The organism is Micromonospora sp. NPDC047467, from assembly GCF_040643095.1.
GTDB lineage: Bacteria > Actinomycetota > Actinomycetes > Mycobacteriales > Micromonosporaceae > Micromonospora.
In genome coordinates, this window is record NZ_JBEYTO010000006.1 from 208,973 (window position 1) to 228,368 (window position 19,396).

16 protein-coding genes are annotated in these 19,396 nt (G+C 73.0%); 7 read left to right on the forward strand and 9 right to left on the reverse strand.

The annotated features are described in order from the left end of the window. The first annotated feature begins 19 nt into the window (after positions 1 to 19). Together ABZ780_RS18670 and ABZ780_RS18675 are read left to right on the forward strand one after the other, a co-directional pair. Positions 20 to 370: a DUF998 domain-containing protein gene (locus ABZ780_RS18670; protein WP_357010718.1), complete on the forward strand. Its 351-nt coding sequence runs from the start codon at positions 20 to 22 to the stop codon at positions 368 to 370. A 56-nt stretch (positions 371 to 426) separates the two neighbouring features. After that, entirely contained in the window at positions 427 to 1,071 is a 645-nt protein-coding gene (locus ABZ780_RS18675; RefSeq protein ID WP_357010074.1) for a histidine phosphatase family protein, read from the forward strand. Positions 1,072 to 1,081: 10 nt separating this feature from the next. Here the strand turns inward: ABZ780_RS18675 and ABZ780_RS18680 are convergent, their stop codons facing one another. Beyond that, a complete protein-coding gene (locus ABZ780_RS18680; protein ID WP_357010077.1) occupies positions 1,082 to 1,627 on the reverse strand; it encodes a hypothetical protein in 546 nt (181 codons plus the stop codon). Between the two features lie 168 nt (positions 1,628 to 1,795). Between ABZ780_RS18680 and ABZ780_RS18685 the strand changes: the two genes are divergently transcribed. The 3 genes from ABZ780_RS18685 to ABZ780_RS18695 all read left to right on the forward strand — a co-directional run bounded on the left by ABZ780_RS18685 (position 1,796) and on the right by ABZ780_RS18695 (position 7,124). Beyond that, positions 1,796 to 4,183 (forward strand): M4 family metallopeptidase, encoded by a 2,388-nt coding sequence (locus ABZ780_RS18685; protein ID WP_357010080.1) that lies wholly within the window; start codon positions 1,796 to 1,798, stop codon positions 4,181 to 4,183. A gap of 138 nt (positions 4,184 to 4,321) precedes the next feature. Continuing rightward, the gene (locus ABZ780_RS18690; RefSeq protein ID WP_357010083.1) at positions 4,322 to 5,089 is read left to right on the forward strand and encodes an enoyl-CoA hydratase/isomerase family protein; all 768 of its coding nucleotides are present in this window, start codon (positions 4,322 to 4,324) and stop codon (positions 5,087 to 5,089) included. A gap of 409 nt (positions 5,090 to 5,498) precedes the next feature. After that, positions 5,499 to 7,124 (forward strand): serine/threonine-protein kinase, encoded by a 1,626-nt coding sequence (locus ABZ780_RS18695; RefSeq protein ID WP_357010085.1) that lies wholly within the window; start codon positions 5,499 to 5,501, stop codon positions 7,122 to 7,124. A 71-nt stretch (positions 7,125 to 7,195) separates the two neighbouring features. Here the strand turns inward: ABZ780_RS18695 and ABZ780_RS18700 are convergent, their stop codons facing one another. The 3 genes from ABZ780_RS18700 to ABZ780_RS18710 form a co-directional block, all read right to left on the reverse strand. After that, a complete protein-coding gene (locus ABZ780_RS18700) occupies positions 7,196 to 7,639 on the reverse strand; it encodes an HNH endonuclease (protein WP_357010087.1) in 444 nt (147 codons plus the stop codon). Between the two features lie 224 nt (positions 7,640 to 7,863). Then, a complete protein-coding gene (locus ABZ780_RS18705) occupies positions 7,864 to 9,429 on the reverse strand; it encodes an FAD-dependent oxidoreductase (RefSeq protein ID WP_357010090.1) in 1,566 nt (521 codons plus the stop codon). A 27-nt stretch (positions 9,430 to 9,456) separates the two neighbouring features. Next, positions 9,457 to 9,939 (reverse strand): MSMEG_6728 family protein, encoded by a 483-nt coding sequence (locus ABZ780_RS18710; RefSeq protein WP_357486773.1) that lies wholly within the window; start codon positions 9,937 to 9,939, stop codon positions 9,457 to 9,459. A gap of 94 nt (positions 9,940 to 10,033) precedes the next feature. On the opposite strand from ABZ780_RS18710, the gene ABZ780_RS18715 reads away from it, so the two are divergent. Beyond that, positions 10,034 to 11,998 carry an NAD-binding protein gene (locus ABZ780_RS18715; protein ID WP_357010095.1) on the forward strand — a complete coding sequence of 655 codons (1,965 nt, stop codon included), beginning with the start codon at positions 10,034 to 10,036 and terminating at the stop codon, positions 11,996 to 11,998. Between the two features lie 205 nt (positions 11,999 to 12,203). Here the strand turns inward: ABZ780_RS18715 and ABZ780_RS18720 are convergent, their stop codons facing one another. Both ABZ780_RS18720 and ABZ780_RS18725 read right to left on the reverse strand, forming a co-directional pair. After that, entirely contained in the window at positions 12,204 to 13,451 is a 1,248-nt protein-coding gene (locus ABZ780_RS18720) for an APC family permease (protein ID WP_357010098.1), read from the reverse strand. 11 nt (positions 13,452 to 13,462) lie between these two features. Beyond that, positions 13,463 to 14,209 (reverse strand): phosphatase PAP2 family protein, encoded by a 747-nt coding sequence (locus tag ABZ780_RS18725; RefSeq protein WP_357010101.1) that lies wholly within the window; start codon positions 14,207 to 14,209, stop codon positions 13,463 to 13,465. Between the two features lie 121 nt (positions 14,210 to 14,330). Between ABZ780_RS18725 and ABZ780_RS18730 the strand changes: the two genes are divergently transcribed. Then, positions 14,331 to 15,554 carry a DUF4032 domain-containing protein gene (locus tag ABZ780_RS18730; RefSeq protein ID WP_357010104.1) on the forward strand — a complete coding sequence of 408 codons (1,224 nt, stop codon included), beginning with the start codon at positions 14,331 to 14,333 and terminating at the stop codon, positions 15,552 to 15,554. A gap of 623 nt (positions 15,555 to 16,177) precedes the next feature. On the opposite strand, the gene nagA is transcribed toward ABZ780_RS18730, so the two are convergent. The 3 genes from nagA to ABZ780_RS18745 all read right to left on the reverse strand — a co-directional run bounded on the left by nagA (position 16,178) and on the right by ABZ780_RS18745 (position 19,296). Continuing rightward, entirely contained in the window at positions 16,178 to 17,287 is a 1,110-nt protein-coding gene (gene nagA, locus ABZ780_RS18735; protein WP_357010107.1) for an N-acetylglucosamine-6-phosphate deacetylase, read from the reverse strand. Continuing rightward, entirely contained in the window at positions 17,284 to 18,252 is a 969-nt protein-coding gene (locus ABZ780_RS18740; RefSeq protein ID WP_357010109.1) for an ROK family protein, read from the reverse strand. Before ABZ780_RS18740 ends, nagA begins: the two co-directional genes overlap by 4 nt. A gap of 114 nt (positions 18,253 to 18,366) precedes the next feature. Beyond that, entirely contained in the window at positions 18,367 to 19,296 is a 930-nt protein-coding gene (locus tag ABZ780_RS18745) for a sugar isomerase (RefSeq protein WP_357010111.1), read from the reverse strand. Between the last annotated feature and the right edge of the window lie 100 nt (positions 19,297 to 19,396).

Genomic DNA, 19,396 nt, shown 5'->3' on the forward strand with positions numbered 1-19,396 from the left:
GACCGATGACCCAGGCTGCATCGGGGCGGGGATCTTCAGCGCCGACCCGGCCGACGGGTTCCCGGCGGGCACGCCCCGGGGTGCCGGCCAGATCAGCTGGCACGGTGGCCTGCACTTCCTGGTGGCGGCGGTCGCCTTCGTGTCGCTGATCGTCGCGACAGTGGTGGCGGCACGTCGGGCAGGCCGCCATGAGGCGCGCGGACGGGCCGCGTTGAGCCTGGCGACGGGGGTCTTCTTCGCGATGGCCTGGGTGGCGCTGATGGTCCGTCCGTCTCCGGCCGTCATGGTGGCCTTTGGTCTGGCGGTGACGGCCGGTTGGCTGTGGGTGTCGGTCACCTTCGCGCGGGCGGCGGCCGGCCGGGTGGACTGAGCCGGCTACCGAGACCGAAGGGCGCGGGTCAATCCCGCGCCCTTCGGCGTGCTGGGATGGGAAGCGTGCGGACGCGACTGCTGTACCTGGCCCGGCACGCCGAGCAGGACCTGACCGGTCCCGGCGAGCCGGACACCGGCCTGTCGGAGCGGGGCCGGCGACAGGCCACGTTGCTCGGCGAGCGGCTACGGGGCCGCTCGTTCGCTGCCGTCCACCACGGGCCGCTGCGCCGGGCCGCGCAGACCGCCGAGCTGGTCGCCGCGTCGCTGCCCGGGGTTCCGGTGTACGCGTCGGAGCTGGCCGGTGACCACCTCCCGCACGACACGGATCCGGCCGGCCTACCGTCGGCGTACGCCGAGTTTCTGGGCCGGTTCTCGGCGGCCGAGCGGGCCGACGGGCCGCGGGTGACGGCGGCGGCGGTGCGGCGCTTCGCCGTGCCGGCGGACGATTCCGAGGGTGCCGCCGGCGGTGAGCCGGTCCGTGAGCTGGTGGTGACGCACGCCTTTCTGATCGGCTGGCTGGTCCGGCACGCGCTGGACGCGCCGGAGCGGCGGTGGCTGGGGTTGAACTCGCACAACGCGGGGTTGACCGTGATCCGGTACGGCCTGGCGGGGCCACCGAACCTGATCGCCGTCAACGACGTGGCGCATCTGCCGCCGGAGCTGCGTGGCACCGGCCTGCCTGAGGACTATCTGGTCTGAGGGCCGGGCGTTAGTCGGTGGCCCGGAGCAGCAGTTCGACAAGCGCCCGGGTGGCCGGCGGCGGTGCGGGGTCGGCGGGGCAGTCGACGTACCCGGTCTCGATGGTGCCGACGGTCAGCCGGTAGCTGAACGCGTCCGAGCAACTGGTCGTTCTGGTGTCCTGGCGGCCCTCGGTGGTCAGCCGGGGGTCGGCGGCGAGCCCGCGTAGCCGGCCGAGGTCGGCGGGGTCGAGTTGGCCGGTACGCCGGCTGCCGGCCCGGTCCACCGCCGTCCACCGGCCGTCCGGCTCGACGGTCACCTGGTCGCCGCGTCCGGCGAAGCCGCCGGAGCGGAACAGGAGCACGCGCGCGGGCGAGCTGTCGGTGGCGCCGGAGGCGGTCGGCGTGGGTGCCGGGGTGGCGGGGACAGCGGACGGCGGAACGGCAGTGGCCGAGGTGCCGTCGGCGGTGGCCGACGGCTGGGCCTGCGAGGTGTCGGCCTGGTCGGTGCTGGTGCAGCCGACCAGGAAAACGGCCAGGAGCGCGATCGTGGCACCGGCTGTCGAGGCGGGTCTCATGTCCGTCGGACGCGCGATGCGGGCCGTTGGTTCCCTTGTCAAGGCACTCATCCGTTCGGCCAATGTCGATGTCTGGGAACGGTTCAGCCCTTCTCTTTTCGTCGACACATGGCTATATCTACATGCGTGACTACCCCCGTCACACTCTTTCTCCTTCCAGGAGGGCACGTGAAACGATCCGTCGCCGCCGTCAGCGCAGCGCTGCTCACCAGCGGCCTGCTGACCTGTGTCGCCACCGCGGCACAAGCGGCCCCACCCACCGCCCCCGCGCCGGGCGTCTCCGCCGCGGCACAGGCGGCGACCGTCCTGCGAACGAACCCCGGCGCAGTCCAGGGTTCGAGCGCCGAGTCCTACCAGGTGCAGAGCACCAAGGTGGACGCCTCCGGCGCGGCGCACACCCGTTACACCCGGACCTACCACGGCCTTCGGGTGTACGGCGGTGACTTCGTCATCCACACCGCTCCCAACGGCACCTACGCCGGCAGTTCGGTCGGACTCGCCGCACCGCTGACCGTCGCCACCACGGCCAAGGTCACCGCCGACGCGGCCAAGAAGGCCGCCCGCGCCGAGTTCACCGGCAAGGCGGAATCGGTAGGCGCACCCGAGCTGTTCGTCGACGCCAGCTCCGGCAAGGGTCGACTCGCCTGGGAGACGGTGGTCAGCGGCTGGCAGCCCGACGGGCAGACCCCGTCCCGGCTGCACGTCATCACCGACGCCGTCACCGGCGCGGCAGTGGGGTCGTACGACGAGATCGAGTCGGTGGTCGGCAGCGGCCAGGGCGTCTACAGCGGCTCGGTCAGCATCGACACGACGCTCTCCGGCAGCACGTACCAGATGATCGACCCGGCGCGCGGCAACGGCCGTACCTGCGACATGAACAACGGCACGTCCACCTGCACCACGTTCACCGACGCCGACAACGCCTGGGGCAACGGCGCCACGTCCAACCGGCAGTCGGCCGCCGTCGACGCGCACTTCGGTGCCGCGAAGACGTTCGACTACTTCAAGAACGTGCACGGCCGCAACGGGATCTTCGGCAACGGCAACGGCGTGCCGAGCCGGGTGCACTACGGCAACAACTACGTCAACGCCTTCTGGGACGGCGCCCAGATGACCTACGGTGACGGCTCCAGCAACTCCCGCCCCCTCGTCTCGCTGGACGTGGCTGGGCACGAGATGAGCCACGGTGTCACCGAGGCGCTGGCCGGCCTGGTCTACTCCGGCGAGTCCGGTGGCCTCAACGAGGCCACGAGCGACATCTTCGGCAACATGGTGGAGTTCTACGCCGCTGCGCCGAGCGACCCGGGCGACTACCAGGTCGGTGAGAAGATCAACATCAATGGCAACGGTACGCCGCTGCGCTACATGTACAACCCGTCGCTGGACGGCTCGTCCGACAGCTGCTGGTCCACCAGCACCCGGAACAAGGACGTGCACTACTCCTCCGGCGTCGCCAACCACTTCTTCTTCAACCTCGCCGAGGGCACCGGCGCCACGTCGTACGGCACCTCGCCGGTCTGCGGCTCGGCTCCCGGGGTGACCGGCATCGGCCGGGCCAAGGCCGAGAAGATCTGGTACCGCGCGCTGGACGTGTACTTCACCTCCAACACGTCGTACGTCAACACCAGCAACCCGGCGAACACCGCCCGCGCCTACACCCTGCGGGCGGCCACCGACCTGTACGGCAGCTGCTCCACCGAGTACAAGGCCGTGCAGGCCGCCTGGACCGCTGTGAACGTGGCGGGCAACGACGCCACCTGCTCGACCGGCAACGACTTCTCGGTGGCGCTCTCACCGACCGCCGGATCGGTCAACCCGGGCAGCTCGGTCTCCACCACAGTGGCGACCGCCACCACCAGCGGTACGGCGCAGACCGTGACGTTCTCCGCGTCCGGCCTGCCCAGCGGGGCCACCGCCGCGTTCAGCCCCGCTTCGGTGACCTCGGGCGGCTCGTCCACCCTCACCATCAGCACCTCGGCGAGCACCCCGCCCGGCACCTACTCGATCACCGTCAACGGTGCCGGCGCGGTCACCCGCAGCGCCACGTACTCGCTGACCGTGAACGGCACCGGTGGCGGCTGCACCGCGCCGGGTCAGAAGCTGGCCAACCCGGGCTTCGAGTCCGGCGCGACCGGCTGGACGGCCAGCTCCGGCGTCATCACCAACTCCAGCACCCGCCCGGCCCGCACCGGGTCGTACAAGGCGTGGCTGAACGGGTATGGCAGCACCCGCACCGAGACGCTCGCCCAGTCGGTGAGCCTGCCGGCCGGCTGCTCGTCGTACGCCCTCAGCTTCTGGCTGTACGTCAACTCGGCCGAGACGACCACCAGCGTCGCGTACGACAAGCTCACCGTGCAGGTGCTCAACTCGAGCGGAACGGTGCTGGCGACGCTGGCGACCTACTCGAACCTGAACAAGGGCACCAGCTACAGCCAGAAGTCCTTCTCCCTGGCCGCGTACGCCGGTCAGACCGTCAGCCTGAGGTTCACCGGCACCGAGGACTCCTCGCTGCAGACGTCCTTCGTGGTCGACGACACGGCGCTCACCGTCTCCTGACCTGAGCTGATCGACGCCGGGCCCGGCGGCCACCCCCTCACGGGTGGTCGCCGGGTCCGCGCCGTTATGGTCGCCTGACCGCCGCGTGTCGGTGGGTCGGATCAGCGGCGTCGGACGCTGGCGCGGAGAGGGGCGGACGTGTCGGACGCGGAGTTGACCGTCGAGGTGACCGGGCCGGTGGCGACAGTGGTGATCCACAACCCGGCCCGCCGCAACGCGATGACGGCAGCCATGTGGCGGCAGCTGCCCGAGCTGCTCGACCGGCTGGAGCCCGACCCCGACGTACGGGCGCTGGTGCTCACCGGCGCGGGTGACGCCTTCTGCGCCGGTGCGGACCTCGGTGACCTGGCCGAGCTCCTGGAGGCGGGCGACGCCAGCATCGCGGTGGCCGCCGAGGAGCGGCTGGCCAGCTTCGCCAAGCCGACAGTGGCGGCCATCCGGGGAGCCTGCGTCGGCGGTGGCTGCCAGCTCGCCGTCGCCTGCGATCTGCGGATCGCCGCCGCCGACGCCCGCTTCGGCGTACCGCCGGCCCGGCTCGGCCTGGTCTATCCCGCGCCGACGACCCGCCGGCTGGCCCGGCTGGTCGGCCCGTCCGCCGCCAAGCACCTGTTGTTCACCGCCGAGCTGATCGACACCGAGCGCGCCCTGCGGATCGGCTTGGTCGACGAGGTGCTGCCCGCAGACCGGTTCGCCGCACGGGTGGACGAACTCACCGCCACGATCGCCCAGCGCTCGCCGCTGAGCGTCGCCGCAGCCAAGGAGATCGTCGACGACCGGGCCGGGCCGGCACGAATCGCCTGGTGGCACCGGAAGGTGGCCAGCAGCGGCGAGGCCCGGGAAGGGGTGGCGGCCGCGGCCGAGCGCCGTACCCCCCGCTTCGCCTGGCAAGCGCCGACCGAGGTCTGATCGCTCAGGCTGCCGCGTCAGGTGCTGGGACGTCAGTTCCGACGGCCAGGCCTCGCCGGACCGTCAGCAGCCGACCTGCTGGCCGTCGACCCGCTGACCCGTCGACCCGTCGGCCCGCTGGCCGCCGGGGCCTGGCGGCCCGCCGGACCACCTACACCGCAGGTCCTTTGCTCTGCTTCAACCCACGCAACACTTACGCGCCATCAGTGTTGCGTGGGTTGAAGCAGAGCAAAGGGAGCGTGGGTGGGTACCTGCCGGTGCGGCTGAGCCGGCCGGCGGCTGCGCGTTTGGCGGGCGGACAACCACGGGTATCCGGATTGGGACGGCTGTGACGGGCGCCGATTCCACGCATTGTGAAACCTCGATCCCGGGTGGTGTCGGCTCCGGGTCGTACGGCAGGCTGTCGGTCGTGCAGCGTGATCGGTTGCTTGCGGGCCGCTACCGGCTCCTGGAGCGTCTCGGCAGTGGCGGTATGTCCGCGGTGCACCGGGCGTACGACGAGGTGCTCGAACGGGACGTGGCGGTGAAGGTGCTTGTCGTCTCGGGCGCCCACGGCAGGCGGCGGATCCGGGCCGAGGCCAAGGCGGCAGCCCGGTTGTCGCATCCGCACGTCACAAACGTCTACGACTACGGTGAGTCGCCGCTCGACGGTGTAGTGGTGCCGTTCGTGGTGCTGGAACTGCTCGACGGCCACACCCTCGAACAACGACTGAACGCAGGGCCGCTGCCGCCCCGCGCCGGGTTGCGGATCTGCGCCGAGGTGGCGTCTGCGCTCGCGGCCGCACACGCCCAAGGGCTGGTGCACCGCGACATCAAGCCGGGCAACGTGATGCTCACCCCCGCCGGTGCGAAGATGCTCGACTTCGGCATCGCGGCCGCCATCGGCGACCCGGAGGTCGACTTCGAGGGGCGGTTGCTCGGCACACCGGCCTACCTCGCGCCGGAGCGGCTGGCGGCCGGCGAGGTGCTGCCGGCCTCCGATGTGTACGCCCTCGGCCTGCTCCTGCACCGGGTGCTCACCGGTCGGCTGCCCTGGGCCGCCGAGGCGCAGGCCGGGATGCTCCGCGCGTCCACGCAGGTCGAGCCGGACCCGCTGCCCGACATCCACGGGGCCGAGATCCAGCGGCTCGGCCGCTGGTGCCTGGCTCACGACCCGGCCGACCGGCCGCCGGCCGTAGAGGCGGCGCGGATCCTGCGCTCCGCCGCCAGCGCGGCGTCAGCCACGTCCGATCCCGCTGCCGTCGGTGCGGCGCCAGAGCCGGACATCAGCCCCGACCCGATCGCCGGCGCCGGTGAGCCGCACGTCGATCCGGGCCCTGCCCCCAAGCCGGATACCGGCCTCGACCGGACCGCCGGTGCCAGTGGGGTGGCCGTTGGTCCGTGCTCGCCCGGTGGCGACGGGGATGCCCGTTCCACCGGGCCGGTCGGTGGTGCGACAGTCGGGGTGGTCACTACGGCCCGGCCGCGGTCCTGGCGTCGGCGGCGGGCGGTGCTGGCGGTCGGCGGCGCGGTGGTCGCGGCGATGGCGATGGCCGGTTCGCTGGGCGATTCTGGCACCCGTGAGCGTGATGCGGCCACCCCGGGAACCAGCGCCGGCCCGGGCGGCGCCACCGCGGTTGGGCTGCCGCAGCCTGACCCGACCGACTCTCGCCCTGCCACCGCACGCTCGGCCGGGAGCACCCCGTCCAGCTCGCCATCCGGCCCAACCGTCGGGGCGGGCGGCCCGTCCGTCCCGAGCCCGGCGGCCAGCACCCCGCGACCGAACCCGACCCGGGTCACGCCCACACCCACACCTACCGTGCTGGCGGGCGTGAACGTGAACGCTCAGGGCGGAACCGTCGCTGTTCGCTGCGTCGGGGTGGGGCCTGAGGTGCTCGCGGTGACCCCCGCCCCGGGCTACCGGGCGCAGCCGTACGACCCCGGCCCGGCGAAGCGGGTCCAGGTCGAGCTGACCTCGGCCGAGCATCGCAGCGAGATCCGGGTGCACTGCGCCAACGGCCGCCCGAAGCCGAAGGTCAAGGAACGCGCCGCCTGACCGGGGGCCGGCGGGTGCCGCGCCGGGGACGTACCCCAGACGCGGCCCCCCGTTCCCGCCGGCCCGGTCCGTCACCGCCCGGCCAGCGCCGCCCAGCCCGGGTTCACCGGCTCCCGGCGCAGCGGCATGCCCGCCTCCGCCGGCGTCCGGTCACCCTTGCGCTGGTTGCAGCCGTAGCAGGCGGCGGTGGTGTTCCGCCAGGTGTTCCGGCCGCCCCGCGAGCGGGGCAGGATGTGGTCGATGGTCGACGCCGGACCACCGCAGTACGCGCAGCACCGGTCGTCGCGGCGCAGCACGCCAGCCCGGGACCAGGCCGGCCCGGCGCTGAACCGCCACCGGGTGACCACGTAGCGGACCAGCCGCACCACCCGGGGCATCGGGAAGACACCGATCACCTGGTCCGGCTCCGCCTCGTGGATCTCGGCCACCCGGCGGCAGAGCATCCGGATGGCGTGTTGAACGGTGACCCGGTGCAGCGGGCCGAGGTCGGCGTTGATGACGAGGACGGCGTCCACCGGGATCTCCTTCCAGGGGCGGACTGCTCCGGACGGCGAAGAGCCGCCCGGTCCGGCTGTCGGACGAGGCGGCTCAGCGCGTTCGGGTACGCGTCAGTCGGGCCGGCCCGCCCGGGGACCTTCCGCTCGGCAACCGCCGCCGGGCAGCAGCACGGACGACGGCACGGTGGTGACGTGCGACATCGTCATGATCTGCTCCCGCGGCGGTGGTTGACCTTGCGCGATCACGGTAGGTCGGCAGGGGAGAGAGGGGCAACGTATTTCGATCGCCCGGCCAGCAGCCCTCGGGGCCGGATGGACCGTACCGGCTCGGTCGCGCCGCCCTCCGCGCGCAGGATGTGGTTCGCGGCGATGATCCCGGTCGCCGCCGAGCGTTCCATCAGGGCGCTCGGGAAGTCCGTGGCGATGCCGTCGCCGGCCAGGTAGAGGCCTGTCGCGTCGGTGCGTACCCCCGGACGCCAGGCGTGGCTGCCCGGCGTGAACGCCGGCGCCTGCGCCTCCACCCGGGCGCGCACCTCGCGGACCCGCAGGTCGGCGGCCTCCGGCCAGAGCGTCACCAGCTCGCGGCGCATCCGCTCGGCCAGCTCGTCGGCCGGCACGTCGGGCTCGCAGGCGTAGGCGTGCAGCTCGATGACCGACCCGCCGGCCTGCCGCGCCCAGCGCCGCGACTCGTTCTCCAGCCGGTGATAGAGCGTCACCGAATCCAATGTGGGCTGCCGGGACACGCCGCTGAACACCGCCCGCTCGGCGGACACGTCCCCGTCGCACCAGAACCGGGCCACGGCGTACGGCGGCCCGGGCGTGCCGAACGCGGGCATCCGCGCCACCAGTTCCGGTGCCTGCCCGACCAGGTCGGGGGAGGCCGCCACCAGTGCCGCCAGGGCCGGCGGATCCACGGCCAGCACCACGTGGCCCGCCGCGTGACTGCCGCCGTCGGTGGTCGTCACCCGCCAGCCGTCGGCGTCGCGGTGCACACCTGTCGCGGCGGACCCGGTCAGCACCCGGCCGCCGTGCTTCTCCACGTGTCGGGTCAGCGGCTCCCAGATCGCCGTCGCGTAGTCCTCATCGGGGCAGTCGAAGGCCAGCCCCTCCGGGTTGCCGAGCAGATAGAAGTGGAACTGGGCGACCATCTCGGCGGCCGACATCTCCGCCTCGTGGTTGAAGAACGAGTGCGAGAAGACCTCGAACAGCATGGCCCGCGCCCGGTCCGGCAGCCGCAGCGAGGCCAGCAACTCGTCGGCGGTGGAGTCGTCCAGCTCGGCGTAGGTGCGCACCGGGTCGTAGCTGAGCAGCGGCAGCGCGGCGTCCCGGTCCATCGACCGCAGGTCGGCCAGGCGCAGGCTGGGGCTGCGCAGCAGCAGCGCCAACAGGTTCGCCGGCGGTGCCGGCGGCAACTTGCCGAACTCCTCCGTCGGCCACTGCTCGCTGAGGATCGGATAGCCCGGAATCGGCTTGAGGAAGCCCAGGCCGGGGTCGACGCGACGGAGGATGGAACGCCAGTTGTAGTACTGACGGAAGAACGCGTGAAAACCATGCTCGTTCTGCTGGCTGCCGTCGGCGAGCGCCTCCGGCCACGCGCCGAGCCGACCGCCGAGCGTCGGCGCGGCCTCCAGCACCGTCACCGCCACGCCCCGCTCGGCCAGCACGACCGCCGCCGACATGCCGGCGATGCCGCCGCCCACCACCACCGCCGCGACCGGTCGCGGCACGCGGTCCGCGCCGTCGCCGCCCGGGTCCACCTCATGCTGACGTACGCCGATGAGCCGACCCACCACTTGCGACAGCGCCACGGGCACCTCCCTTACGGCCAGTCTCCCCTACGGGAGGCAACGGCGCGCTCTGTCGGAGGCCGGCCAGACGTACTCCAGGTCCGTCGGCACGTCGGGACCGAAGATCGGGCCGTAGTGCGCCGGGTCCTTGCGCAGCAGCGACGCGCGGTGGCTGACGTGCAGGTCGTCGCGGCCCAGCCACGGTGGCAGCTCACTGGCGGAGGCCAGCTCGTCCTGCGTGCGTACGACCCCGGCCCCGCAGGCGGCGGCCAGGTCGACGGTCAGCGTGGCGGCGCACGTGTCGGCCCGACCCGGCTCGGTCCAGACCGCGCACATGTCCAGCCCGTAGCGGGTGAGCGCCTCTTCGTACCCGGCCCACATCTTCACCGCCGGGTGGTTGCGCCAGCCGTACCCGGGCCGGGTCAGCCCGCGCAGCACCTGGATGGCCTCCACCCGCTGCTTGCCCAGCCGCTTCTGGTCCAGCACGCGGGCGCTGGCCAGGAAGTCCGGGTACGGGAGGAAGGTCTGCATGTCGCTGCTCTACCCGCCGCCCGGGCCGGCATTCCTGAGGTGGGATGATCCGGACGGGGTCGCCCAGCGTGGTCGTGCTGACTACGATCCGGACATGGCGGAGCCGTGGCGGGACCGGGCGCGACGGGCGGTCGAGTGGAACTGGCGGCTACGGTCCGCCGGGGATCCGCGCCCCCACTACGTGATCTGTGGCCGGGACTCGCTCGCCTACTACGTGGCCCGCGCGATCCTCGAATCCGAGCTGCCCGTCGGCGGGGCCCGGGTGACCGTGGTGGTGCCGGAGCGCTACCCCAGCGACGGGCCGGACGTGGCCGCGCTGCGCGGGGTCCGGGTGGTCCGCTCCGACCGGCTGGACGTGGCCACCTTCGAGACCGCCGGCCTGGCCGGGGCGGCCGGGCTGGCACTGCTGCACCAGGACGACGTGGGCAACCTGCACGCCGCGCTCTGCGCCCAGGCCGTCGACCAGCGGGTCCGCCAGGTGCTGCGGATGTTCAACGGCACCCTCGCCGACGGCGTACGCAAACTGCTCAAGGCGCCGGTCGAGGTGCTCTCCGACGCCGAGATGGCCGCGCCGGCGTTCGTGGCCGCCGCGCTCGGCGAAGTCGACCCCAGCTCCTTCCAACATCGGGACAAGACGCTGCGGGTGGCCCGGCGGGCCGACGTCCGGCCGCAGGACGTGGTGTGCGCGTTGGCCCACCTCAGCGAGGAGCACGGTGTCGAGCTGCTGCCGGCCGAGCAGGCCGGCGCGGACCTGGTGTTGGCCGAGGCGACCGGTCAGCCGCCCGGCACCGAGGTGGCCGCCCGCCGGCTGGTCCGGGCCCGTCGGCGGCGCCGCCCGGTCGCGGTGCTGATGCGGGCGGCACGCGGCTTCGCCACCCGCAAGATCGGCATCGCGGTGATGCTGGTGCTCGCGCTGATCGCGGTGCTGGGGGCGCTCATCTCCCGTGCCGAGGACGTCTCCCCGTTGGAGGCGCTGTATTTGACGCTTGTCACCACACTCAGCGGCGCCGACCCGGACACCGGCAAGCCGGCGGACGCGCAGGTCATGCAGGTGGTGCTCAACCTGGCCGGGCTCGCGCTGATCCCGTTGATCACCGCCGTGGTGGTGGACGGCATCGTCAACGCCCGGCTCGCCCTGCACACCGGCCGGCAGCAGCCGGCCCGGGCCGGGCACGTGGTGGTGATCGGCCTGGGCAACGTCGGCACGCGCGTGATGGCGCAACTGCGTGAGTACGGCGTCGAGGTGGTGGCCATCGACAAGGTTCCGGAGCCACGTGGCGCCGCCCTGGCCCGTCAACTGGAGGTGCCGCTGATCGTCGGCGACGCCGCGCTGCCGGAGACGCTTGTCGCCGCGTCGGTGGCCGACTGCCAGGCGTTGGTGGTGGCGTCCACCGACGACGTGGCCAACCTGGAGGCGGCGCTCGCTGCCCGTGATCTCCGTGCCGACCTGCGGGTGGTGTTGCGGCTCTTCGACGGTGACCTCGCCGAACGGGTGGAGGAGACCTTCGCTCTCGGGGTGTCCCGGTCGGTCTCCTACCTGGCTGCCCCGGCCTTCATCGGAGCGCTCACCGAACGCGCGGTGATCACCACCATCCCGGTCGACCGGCATGCGCTGCCGGTCGCCGAGGTGCCGGTCGCCGCCGGTTCCGCGCTGGACGGCCGTCCACTGGGCACGGTCAGCCGGGACGGGCAGGTCCGGCTGATCGCCCGGACCCCGGCCGGCGGGGGCAGGACGGTCTGGTGGAAGGACCTCGACCCCCGGCAGGTGATCTTCGCGGGTGACCGGCTCACCGTGGTCGCCCGCCGACACGGCCTGGACTGGCTGACCCGGCAGTGCGCCCCGCCCACGCTGCCGGCCACCGTCACCAGGTCGGTGCCAACCGACCAGGAGGTCGCCGCCTCGGCGGCCGGCGCGGTTCACCCGGTGCCGGTTCCGTTGTCGCCGGCCGACGGTGCCGTACCGCCGGCTCGGGGCGCGGCGGTCAGGCCGCGCGCTGTGGAACCGAGCGACCCGGACGTCGGCAACAAGCCGGACTCCACCGCGACGCGGCCCACCTGACCGGTCGACGACACCACCTGCCGACCGGAGCCGGGCAACCGGACCCGGCCGACACTGAGCGACAATCAGTGTCATGCGTTTCCGCATCCTGGGTCCGACCCCTGCTGTTGGCGGTGGCGTGGCCGGTGCTCCTGGTCGCGGTGTTCGCGCCGCTGGCGGTGCGCCGCTACCAACGGCTGAGTCGCTGACCCTGGCCGTCGTTGGCCTACTCCGGTCTGCGGCGGGCGGGGCGCAGCGCGTACCCGGCGGCGCCGGCGGCCAGCACGCCGAAGCCCGCGACGACGCTGCCCAGCGGCAGGTTGACCGCGAGCAGCAGGCAGCCGACCAGGCCCAGGCCGGCGAGGACCCGGACCGGCAGCCACCGGTCCGGGTCCCGGCCCAGGGTCAGCGCCGCAGCGTTGGTGATCGCGTAGTAGACGAGCACTGTGCAACTGGAGAACCCGATCGCCTCGCGGACGTCGCCGAGCAGCACCACCACGATCACCACGGCGGCGACGGCCAGTTCGGCGCGGTGCGGCACCTGGTGCACCTGGTGCACGGCGGCCAACGCGCCGGGCAGGTCGCGTCGGCGGGCCATCGCGAGCGTGGTCCGGCCGACCCCGGCGACCAGGGAGAGCAGCACCCCGACGACGGCGATCGTGGCCCCGGCGCGGACCACCCAGGCCAGACCGGGCAGTCCGGCGGCGGTCACCACGTCGACCAGGGGCGCTGCGGAGTCGGCCAGCCGGTCGGCGCCGAGCACGCCGAGCGTCACCACGGCCAGCACCAGGTAGATCACGAGCACCGCCCCGAGCGCCAGCGGCACGGCCCTGGGGATGGTCCGCTGCGGGTCGCGCACCTCCTCGCCGAGCGTGGCGATCCGCGCGTACCCGGCGAAGGCGAAGAACAGCAGCCCGGCGGCGGTGAGCACACCCCGACTCGACCCGCCGGAGTCACCGAGCCGGTCCAGATCCAGACCGCCTCCACCGACGCCGACGACCGCGACCAGGGCCAGCACCGCGAGCACCACCGCCACCAGGGCCTTCGTGGCGGTGGCCGTCTTACCGATGCCGCGCAGGTTCACCGCGGTCACCGCGAGCACCGCGCCGACCGCGACAAGCCGGGCCTGCCCTGGCCACAGGTACGCCCCGATTGTCAACGCCATGGCCGCGCAGCTCGCCGTCTTGCCGACCACGAAGCCCCAGCCGGCCACGAATCCGGCGAACGGCCCGAGACGCTCCCGACCGTAGACGTAGGTCCCACCGGACTCCGGGTAGCGAGCCGCCAGCCGCGCCGAACTGGTCGCGTTGCAGTAGGCGATGAACCCGGCCAGCACCAGCGCCGGCAGCAGGCCGGCACCGCCGGCCGCCGCCGCGGCCGGGCCGAAGACCACGAAGACGCCCGCGCCGAGCATCGAGCCCAACCCGATGACAACCGCATCGGGTACGCCGAGCCGCCGCGTCAGTTGGTCCACGGGCCGAAACCCTAGGGGTACGAGGTGAACGGCCGGTCCCACTCGCGTAGCCGACCGGGGAGAGGCAGCTCATCCCAGGGCACCCGGTGCAGCAGCCGGTCCAGGAAGAGCCCCAGCAGCAGGGCCGCGACACCGTCGGTGAGCCAGTGGAAGTTCAGGTAGGTCGTGGTGATCAGCAGGATCGCTGGCGGGGCGAAGCGGATCAGTCGGCGCACCGTCGGGTGCAGTCGCCCCGCCGTCAACGCGGTCAGCAGTACGGCCATCACGCCGTACCAGACGATCGCGTTGGCGACATGCCCAGACGGGTAGGACAGGTCGTACTCGGTGGGCGGCAGGTCGTTGAAGATCCGAACCGACTGGGTCGGCGGCAGATCGGAGCTGGGTGCGGCCCGGTCGGTCAGAACCTTGAGCGGCCCGACCGTCAGATAAAGGAGCACGAACGCCCCCGCCACCAGCAGCAGCGGCCGGACTGTGCGGGCCCGCCAGGCCACTGCCACGGCGAGCGCCCCGGAGAGCGGCATCAGCAGCCAGCCACCCTGCCCCAGGAAATTGAACACCCGCGCGGTCCAGTAGATCGGTGCCGGGTGGTGGGCGTAGGCCCATTCCCGGACCGCGAGGTCCAGGCCGAGCAACGCGCCTGCGGCGAGGGCCAGGGTCAACGCGCCGAACCCGATCAGCAGCAGCGCATCGAACCACCAGCCGGCCGGCCGGACCGGACGCAGCCGCAGCTCACGTCGTACCCCCGTGGGTTTGAGCACGGCACCACGCTACCGGCCTCCGGTGCGGCCGGACCGGCGCGGGCCGGGGCGGCCGTGGTCGCCTGTCCTTGGGTGCTGTGGGCCCAACCACGATGTGAGGCGGATGCGGGGGCGACCCGTCATGCTTGTGCCCGTGCGGATCACCTCTGCCCTCGTTGACCCGGCGCTGCTCGACCTGCCCTGGTCGACACCGCTGGAGGAGTGGCCTGCCCAGCACCTGGTGGCCCTGCCGCAGGGCATCTCCCGACACATCGTCCGGTTCGTCCGGCTCGGCGAGTATGTCTACGCGTTCAAGGAGACCCGCGAGCGGATCGCCGAGCGGGAGTACGACCTGCTGCGGGCCCTGGAGCGGATCGACTTCCCGTCGGTGGAGGCGGTGGCGGTCGTCGCCGACCGGCAGACAGATGACGGGGAACCCCTCGAATCGGTGCTGATCACCCGGCACCTGCAGTTCTCGCTGCCGTACCGGGCGCTCTTCTCGCACACCCTGCGGCCCGAGACGATGAGCCGGCTGCTCGACGCGCTCGCCGCCCTGATCGTGCGGATGCACCTGACCGGCTTCTTCTGGGGCGACTGCTCGCTGTCCAACACGCTGTTCCGCCGCGACGCGGGCGCGTTCGCCGCCTACCTGGTCGACGCGGAGACGGGCGCCCTGCACAACTCGCTCTCCAACGGGCAGCGCGGCGAGGACCTGGAGATCGCCCGGGTGAACATCTTCGGCGAGGCGCTGGACCTGCAGGCCGCCGGCCTGCTGCACGAGTCCATCGACCCGGAGGTGGTCTGTGAGGAGGTCGTGCAGCGGTACGAGCGGCTCTGGCACGAGATCACCTATGAGCAGGCGATCGAGCGGGAGGCCCGGCACGACATCGAGGGCCGGATCCGCCGCCTCAACGAGTTGGGTTTCGACGTGGCCGAGGTCGCCATGTCGAGCATCGAGGACGGGCGTTACCTGGTCCGCCCGAAGGTGGTCGACGCCGGCTACCACACCCGGCGGCTCCTGCGGCTGACCGGCCTGGACGCCGAGGAGAACCAGGCCCGCAAGCTGCTCAACGACCTGGACGCCTACCGGGCGGAGAGTGACCTGATCGACGAACAGCAGGCGGCGCACCGCTGGCTCACCGAGGTCTTCGAGCCGGTGGTCCGGGCCGTACCCGCGCACCTGCGGCGGAAGCTGGAGCCGCAGGAACTGTTCGCGCAGATCATCGAGCACAAGTGGCTGCTCTCCGAGCAGGCCGGCCGGGACGTCGGGATGCGCCACGCGGTCCAGTCGTACCTGGCCGATGTGCTGGTGCACCGCCCCGACGAACAGGCCGTCCTCGGCGTCGAGGTCACCGCCATCAGTTGACCCGGCACAGTCGTGCCGTGCCCGTCCCTGGCACCCGGTCGGGTGCTGCTGCGGTTCCGGCCGTCGGGTGCTTGCGGTGGTCCCGTTTGTCAGGTGCTCGCGTGGCCGGGTGGGGTGTGGTCGGTAGGGCAGCCAGCCCTCGGCGATCAGCAGCCGCTCGCGGCACGTGGCCGGGCTCGCCTCCACCCGCACCTGTCGCTGCCTTTGGAGCTGATGTCGCAAACGATTCAGCCGCTGGCCGCTGGCCGCTGGCCGCTGGCTGCTGGCTGCTGGCTGCTGGCCGCTGGCTGCTGGCCGACAGGTTGGCGGCCCACGCCCAGGCACACCAGCCTGCGCCCAATAGCCATCGCCCAGTGCCCAGTGCCCACGGCCCACGGCAGCGCCAATACCCAGCGCCCCTCGGCTGCTGCTGGTCGTTGAAGGGCTGGACTGAAGGGCTGAGGACTGAAGGGCTGAGGGCGTGATGTCGTAAGCGATTCAGCTCCAAAGGGCCCGCGAACCACATGTCAGGTCGGCCGGGCCGGCGTCGGTGACCGACGCCGCTGTAGCCACCGACACCGACGCAGCCACCGACGCCGCCGCAGCCGCTGCACACGGGCGCGCGTGGAGCGGCTGGCCGAGCCTTACTCCACCCAGGAGCCGCCGCGCAGCACTCGAACCACGTTCAGGTCCTCGTCCAGCACCACCAGGTCGGCGCGGAGGCCGACTTGAAGGGCACCCACCTGGTCGCCCAGGCCGATGGCCCGCGCCGGGGTAGTGGCTACCATCCGAGCTGCGTCGGCCATCGGGATGCCGGCGTCCACGGCGTGCCGCAGCGCTGCGTCCATGGTCAGGGTGCTGCCGGCGATCGCGCCGTCGCGGGCGAGCCGGGCCACCCCGTCGGCCACGGTGACGGCCTGGCCACCCAACTCGTACTCGCCGTCGGCCATCCCGGCGGCGGCCATCGCGTCGGTGATCAGCGCCGCCCGGTCGGGGCCGACGGTCGCCGTGGCGAAGGTCAGGATGCCGTCGTGCAGGTGCACCCCGTCGGCGACCAGCTCACAGATCACGGTGGGCGCGTCGAGCAGGGCCACCACCGGCCCCGGCTCACGGTGGTGCACCGGCCGCATGCCGTTGAACAGATGCGTACCCACGCTCGCGCCAGCGGCGATCGCCGCGCGGGTCTGCTCGTAGGTGGCGTCGGTGTGGCCCACGGCGGCCACCACGCGCTGGGCGGTGAGCAGCTTGATCGCCTCCAGCGCTCCGTCGCGCTCGGGGGCGAGGGTGACCATCCGGATCGCGCCCCGGCCCAGTTCGATCAGTTCGGCCAGTTCGTCGGTGGACGGGTCGCGGAGGTGCTCCGGGTTCTGCGCGCCGCAGCGGGCATCCGAGAGGTACGGGCCTTCGAAGTGGACACCCGCCAGCACACCCTCGTCGACCAGCGGCGCGAACGCCTCGGTGGCCGCCCGCATCACCGTGAACGGTGAGCTGACCAGGCTGGCCAGCAGGGTGGTGGTGCCGTGCGCCAGGTGGAAGCCGGCCGCCGCGCGGGCCTGGTCGGCGTCCCCGGTGGTGAAGGTGTGCCCGCCGCCGCCGTGCGTGTGCATGTCGACGAAGCCGGGCAGGATCCAGTGCCCGTCGCGGACCGACGGATACTCGGCCACGGCGGTGATCCGGTCACCGTCCCACTCGACGCAGCCCTGCCGGATCACACCGGTCGGGCTCACCACTCGGCCGTTCACCCGTGCCGTCATCGTTCCTCCTGATGGTCACCGACGCCGGCGGCGTCCAGGGCGTCCAGGGCGAGCAGGGCAGCGCCGAGGCAGCCGGCCTCGTCGTCGAGGGCCGCCGCGACCAGCCGCGGCTCCCGGTGGAAGGTCATCCGATCGTGCATCGCCACCCGCAGGGGGCCGAAGAGCAGGTCCCCGGCCTGGGCCAGGCCGCCGCCGAGCACGATCATCGCCACGTCGAACAGCGCCTGCCCGCTGGCCAGGCCGTCGGCGAGCGCGTCGACCGCCTCCCGCCATACCTGCCCGGCGAGGGGTTCGCCGGCCGCCGCCCGTTCGGCCACCACGGCCGCCGTCACCGCCGGGTCGGGTGTTCCGCCGGCCAGCTCCGCGTACCGACGGCCGATCGCGGCGGCCGAGGCCACCGCCTCCAGGCAGCCGGGCCGCCCGCAGCCGCAGCGCGGGCCGCCGGGGCGTACCAGGATGTGGCCGATCTCCCCGGCCGCACCGTGTGCGCCGACGGAGGCCACGCCGTCGACGACGTGCGCGGCGGCGATGCCGGTGCCGATCGCCACGAAGAGCACGTGGCCGGTGCCGCGCCCGGCGCCGAGCCGGGCCTCGGCGAGACCCCCGGCGCGCACGTCGTGGCCGAGCGCCGTGGGCAGGCCGAGGCGCGTCGCCACCAGGTCCCGCAGGGGTACGTCCCGGAAGCCCACATTCGCCGACCAGACCGCGACCCCGCGCGCCTCGTCCACGACCCCGGGAACGGCGATGCCGACCGCGACCGGGGTGAGCCCGTCGGCACGCGCCTTGGCGGCCAGCCCTTCGGCGACGTCGAGGATGGTGTCGACCACGGCAGCCGGGCCGCGGGCGGCGTCGGTGGGGTGTCGCTCGGTGCGTACGGCCACGCCGTCCGGCCGGACCAGCGCGCACTTCATGCCGGTGCCGCCGACGTCCAGCGCAACGACCACCCGGTCGGCGCCGTCACTCACGGCGTTATCCCGGTTCGCGACTGCGGGGCTCGCAAACCCGGCTCACTCCTCGCGCTCACGGCGCCATCCTGGTTCGCGACTGCGGGGCTCGCAAACCCGGCTCACTCCTCGCGCTCACGCCAGCACCACGGACCGGCTGAGGTGCCGGGGCGCGTCCGGGTCGAGGCCGCGGCTCGTCGCCAGCGCGACGGCGAAGCGCTGGGCCAGGATCAGGTCGGCCATCGGGTCGACCGGGGTGCGGCCTGCCGACCAGCTGCCGAGCGCCGTGCGCCAGCCGTGCGTACGGCTGTGCACGAAGGCCGCGCCGGTGGCCGCCACGTCCTCGGGCAGCCCGTCGGGCAGCTCGCCGAAGGCCCAGACCAGCCGGCCGGGGGCGGCGACCGAGATGGGGCCGTGCCGGTAGTCCATGGCCGGGTACGCCTCGGCCCAGAAGGTGGCCGCCTCGCGGCACTTCAGCGCGGCCTCCTGGGCCAGGCCGACCGTCCACCCCCGACCGAGGAAGGTGACCTGCTCGATGGAGGCCGGGTCGATCGGCAACGGGGAGCGCACCGCAACCTCCGCGTCGGCGGCGAGTGCGGTCACCGGGTCACCGAGGTGGGCCCGCAGCAGGGCCAGCGCGGTGGTCGCGAAGCGGGTCTGCACGACCGACCGCTCGTCGGCGAAGGGCATCGTCACCGCGGCGGTGGCCAGCTCGACCGCCGGGGACGCCGGGTCGCCGACGATGACGGTGGTGGGCGTCTGCCCGCGCAGCGCGGCGAGCAGTTCCAGCACCTCGGTGGTGGTGCCGGAGCGGGTGATGGCGATCAGCCGGTCGTAGCGGCGGCCGGCGGGGAACTCGGACGCCTGGAACGCGTCGGTCTCGCCCTGGCCGGCCTGTTCGCGCCGGGAGGCGTACGCCATCGCCATGAACCACGACGTGCCGCAACCGACGACGGCGACCCGCTCGCCGGGGCGCGGAAGGTCGCCGTGTACCTCGCTCGACAGTCGGGCGGCTTCCCGCCAGCAGTCGGGTTGGCTCGCGATCTCCGCGTCCACGTACGTCATGGGAAACTCCTCGCAGGCCGACCTGTGCGCAATACGGCTCGTTACACCCGTATTTCGCGCGTTATTCTGCGCGAACCGGGGTGGCCGTGGCAACCGACTG

Excerpts from the sequence above, each read along its gene's own strand:
- ABZ780_RS18730 (WP_357010104.1), top strand. The coding sequence starts at position 14,331 with ATGCTTGTGCCCGTGCGGATCACCTCTGCCCTCGTTGACCCGGCGCTG.
- nagA (WP_357010107.1), bottom strand. The coding sequence starts at position 17,287 with ATGACGGCACGGGTGAACGGCCGAGTGGTGAGCCCGACCGGTGTGATC.
- ABZ780_RS18710 (WP_357486773.1), bottom strand. The coding sequence starts at position 9,939 with ATGCAGACCTTCCTCCCGTACCCGGACTTCCTGGCCAGCGCCCGCGTG.
- ABZ780_RS18680 (WP_357010077.1), bottom strand. The coding sequence starts at position 1,627 with ATGAGACCCGCCTCGACAGCCGGTGCCACGATCGCGCTCCTGGCCGTT.
- ABZ780_RS18675 (WP_357010074.1), top strand. The coding sequence starts at position 427 with ATGGGAAGCGTGCGGACGCGACTGCTGTACCTGGCCCGGCACGCCGAG.
- ABZ780_RS18715 (WP_357010095.1), top strand. The coding sequence starts at position 10,034 with ATGGCGGAGCCGTGGCGGGACCGGGCGCGACGGGCGGTCGAGTGGAAC.
- ABZ780_RS18745 (WP_357010111.1), bottom strand. The coding sequence starts at position 19,296 with ATGACGTACGTGGACGCGGAGATCGCGAGCCAACCCGACTGCTGGCGG.